At 64.4% G+C, this 3,422-nt stretch carries 3 protein-coding genes and 1 pseudogene; 2 read left to right on the plus strand and 2 right to left on the minus strand.

Annotation, left to right across the window (positions count from 1 at the left end; all coding sequences use genetic code 11):
* Nucleotides 1-144: 144 nt before the first annotated feature.
* Nucleotides 145-1,038: a 2OG-Fe(II) oxygenase gene (locus Q0072_RS00295; protein ID WP_298324096.1), complete on the minus strand. Its 894-nt coding sequence runs from the start codon at nucleotides 1,036-1,038 to the stop codon at nucleotides 145-147.
* A 183-nt stretch (nucleotides 1,039-1,221) separates the two neighbouring features.
* Here Q0072_RS00295 and Q0072_RS00300 point away from each other — a divergent pair, with 183 nt between their 5' ends.
* Nucleotides 1,222-2,280: a sugar-transfer associated ATP-grasp domain-containing protein gene (locus Q0072_RS00300; RefSeq protein WP_298324099.1), complete on the plus strand. Its 1,059-nt coding sequence runs from the start codon at nucleotides 1,222-1,224 to the stop codon at nucleotides 2,278-2,280.
* Between the two features lie 168 nt (nucleotides 2,281-2,448).
* On the opposite strand, the pseudogene Q0072_RS00305 reads toward Q0072_RS00300, so the two are convergent.
* Nucleotides 2,449-2,610, minus strand: a pseudogene (locus Q0072_RS00305) (IS1595 family transposase); the annotation flags it as partial.
* A 286-nt stretch (nucleotides 2,611-2,896) separates the two neighbouring features.
* Here Q0072_RS00305 and Q0072_RS00310 point away from each other — a divergent pair.
* Nucleotides 2,897-3,422, plus strand: a 526-nt coding sequence (locus Q0072_RS00310; RefSeq protein ID WP_298324103.1) for a transposase, incomplete at its 3' end; no start/stop codon positions are given.

Below are 3,422 nucleotides of genomic sequence, written 5' to 3' on the forward strand. Positions count from 1 at the left end.
CGCTTGGCGGACCCCATCTGGGCCAGCGGTCATCGGCCACACAAACAGGCCGGACAAATGAACGCGCTCGACCCGCACAAATCATGTCGCCTAGTCCCTGTCCCACCGGGGCCGTCCACACATGGTATAATTATGACTATTTTCTCACATAATTGAATGTAGCCAGCCGTTCACCGTCCAGCGCGCGTCCGAAGGATCGTCGCCGTCCAGCGCCACCGGCGCCACCGCGTGCAACCGATGGGACGGGAAAAACACCAGCGTGTCGTGTTCGGGATGAAAGCGGGTGAATTCCAGCGTTGCCGCCCGCCGCCCGTCAGCCCCATGGTCGAACATCAGCAAATCGCCGCCGGAAAATCGACGCGGCGTCCGCTGAAAGTAATAAACATAGGTCAAGGTCCGCGACGCCGAAGGATCGCCGGGGAGACCGGTGTCGCGATGTATGCGGAAAAACCCGCCGTCAAGATGGCGGGTGATCTGCAACTCCCGTGTGGCGACCGGAGAGGGCGCTATACAGAGCCGCTCCAACACCCGTTCGCGTTCCATCAATTCTTCAATCCTGGGCAAGAACCATTCCCGCACCGTGGCGGCGTCGGCCAATACCGCCGACCGGCGCCTGTCCGGGTCGAGACGAGCCTTGTCCGTCTGTCCGATTAGCGCCTGATCAAAGCGGGCGTCGTCGGCCTCGACGTGTTCCCACAACCGTTGCTGTTCCGCCGCGCTCAACACACCTTTCAGCCGGACGAAGCGGGTGGGGCCGGCCTCCTCCGCCGGGCCGGTCGCCATTCCGGTCAACAGCGCTGCCAGCCGGTCGCCTTCGACCGTTTTCAGTTCGGCGTAAGTTCGGGCCGCGTCCTCCAGCCGCCCCAGCGCCCGCAGTAGTCCCGCACGTCGCCGCGTGAGGGTGGGATCTTGCGCCCGCGTCGGCGGCACGTTTTCGATTTGCGCCAGCCACGCCGTCAGGACCGCCGGTTGCGCCAGCCGTTCGACCAAGGTTTCATCGGGGGAGGCGAGAGAAGGTTTCTCTGGGTGCCCGGTCATGGTTATTCTCACTGCAAACGTCGCGGCGACATCAGACTGCAACGTGGGCGCGGGGGAAATCAAGGCGACATGCTGAGAAAATTGTGGCGGCTTTCGCCGTGGGACGGGCAAGGCTGGGCGGGGTGTTCCGATCCAAGTCTCGCGCCGTTGCGTGGGGCCGCCGCCGCCAGGGTCCGGAGCAAGGTGGCACCGCTGCTGCGCCTGTTCCTAGTATGTGCGGATCGGTCGGTCTGGGCCGCCGCCGCCGCCGCCCGTACATCGGCTTTCGCCCGCGCCAATGAGCTGAACGCCATCGACGCCACATTGTTGTTCGGCGACTGCCTCTTGTCCGGGGCCACTCCGGTGGAAGCCTGGGTCTGGCGCGGCGTTTTCGGCGGACGGCATCCATTGCCTGCGCGGGCCGCGGGTTTACTGCTGTCGCGGCTGGGGGATGCGGCGGGACATCGGCTGCTGGGCGACAAAGCGGCGGCGGCGGAACACCTTGCCCGGGCGGGCGTAGCGGTCCCAGTCCTGCGCGCGATGATTTGTCGTGGGGATGCGCCGGATGAGGCCAGTATCCTGGCCTCGGGCGCGGCGGCGGGGTTGTTCGTCAAGCCGCGCCGGGGCAGCGGCGGTCGCGCGGCGTTTTCCCTGGTGAGAGAGGACGACGGCTGGCGGGTGAACGGCGGCTCGCCGACGGACTGGCTGGGGCTGAGATCCCGCCTGCTGCGCATGGCCGCAACCGACGACCTGTTGGTGCAGGAACGCCTGACGACCCGTTTTGATCTGGCGGATCTGGCAGAAGCCGGACGCGCGCCGGTGTTGCGGCTGACTTCCGCCCGCGCGCCCGGACAGCTGCCGTTCCTGCATTCAGCCTTGTTGAACATCCCGGTTCCTGGTCGGGATTCCCGTCATTTTCTGCATGGGGAAATCCATGCGCCGATCAACCCCATCGATGGGCGCATGGCCTGTGGTGTTTCCTTCGCCCGGTCGCAAGAACGCCTGGAGGCATTGCCTTGGAACGGCGCGCTTATGGCCGTCCGGGAAATTTCCGGCTTTTTCGACGCAGTGGCCATGGCATGGGTCGCCGCATCAGTGATTCCGCCCATGCCGCTGGTGAACTGGGATTTCATCCTGACCGACGACGGACCGGTCCTGCTGGAGGGCAACAGCGCCGGCAACTGGATTTTGACCAACCTAGCCGGTCGTTACGATCTCGACGCCGGGTCACTGGGGGCTTTGCTGGCAGCGTGGGCGGCGTAATGGGGTCACGACATAGAAGGTTCGCAAAACCACACCGCCAATATCAACGAAAGGCGGCTATGGTTGACCTGATATCAATCTCCCTTGATTGTAACCGATCCAGGCAGATTGGTATGATGTGATGGAAGACGCCGGCGATGATCTGGCGGACCCGGTTGTTGAAGCCCTCAGCGGCAGCTTGGTTGCATGGAGCGGGGTCAGTGAGGTCACCCCGAATTGCTGCCGACAGTCCAACTCTGGGCATTGGCAACGCCCAGGCCAAGTCCGATGCCCTCTATCCCGGCAGGCCAAACTGATCGACCGATGGCAGCCTAGCGCAGGGCAAAGCCCCACCCCAGCGACCGGCGGCAGCAACATCATCCGAAACCGCAGCCACGGCAAGCGTCCGGATGCAAGAAAGAACACCAAGCCCAGCGGACATAGAAATCCCGCTGGGTCAACCCTTCAGAATTTCACTCAAGTGGACACCTCCGGAAACCGCTGATTTCTGCTATGATAGGGGATGCAGCCTGTAGCGAGGTTGGTCATGTCCGGACAGGACGGTTTCTGGGATTTTGAGGATCGTCTTCGAGAATAGTCGGCGGAGGGTGATCCGCTGGAGCGGCTGTCGGCGACGGTGGATTTTGAGCAGTTCCGGCCGGTTCTGGCCAAGGCGCTGCGCCGCGGCGACCCGCGCAAGGGCGGTCGTCCGCCCTTTGACGCGGTTTTGAAATTCAAGATGCTGGTGTTGCAGGCGCTGCACGGGTTGTCGCTGCAACAGACCTCGTATCTGGTGCGCGACCGGCTGAGCTGGATGCGGTTCTGTGGCTTGGGTCCGGGGGACGGGGTGCCGGATGCCAACACGCTGTGGGATTTCCGAGAGGCGCTGATCGCCGTGCGGGCGCTGGACGGGCTGTTCACGCGGCTGGACCAGGCGATCAGCGCGGCGGGTTATCTGCCGATGTCGGGTCAGATCGTGGATGCCACGCTGGTGGCGGCGCCCCGCCAGCGTAACAAGGAGGATGAGAAGGCGGCGATCAAGGAGGGCCGGTCGGCCAGGGAGATCTGGCCCGATCAGCCGGCCAAGGCGGCGCAGAAGGATGTGGATGCGCGCTGGACGGTGAAGTTCAGCAAGGCCAAGCCGGCGGCCGAGGGGACACCGC

Source organism: Asticcacaulis sp. (genome assembly GCF_027484505.1).
In the GTDB taxonomy this organism is placed as follows: Bacteria; Pseudomonadota; Alphaproteobacteria; order Caulobacterales; family Caulobacteraceae; genus Asticcacaulis.

Excerpts from the sequence above, each read along its gene's own strand:
- Q0072_RS00295 (WP_298324096.1), bottom strand. The coding sequence starts at position 1,038 with ATGACCGGGCACCCAGAGAAACCTTCTCTCGCCTCCCCCGATGAAACC.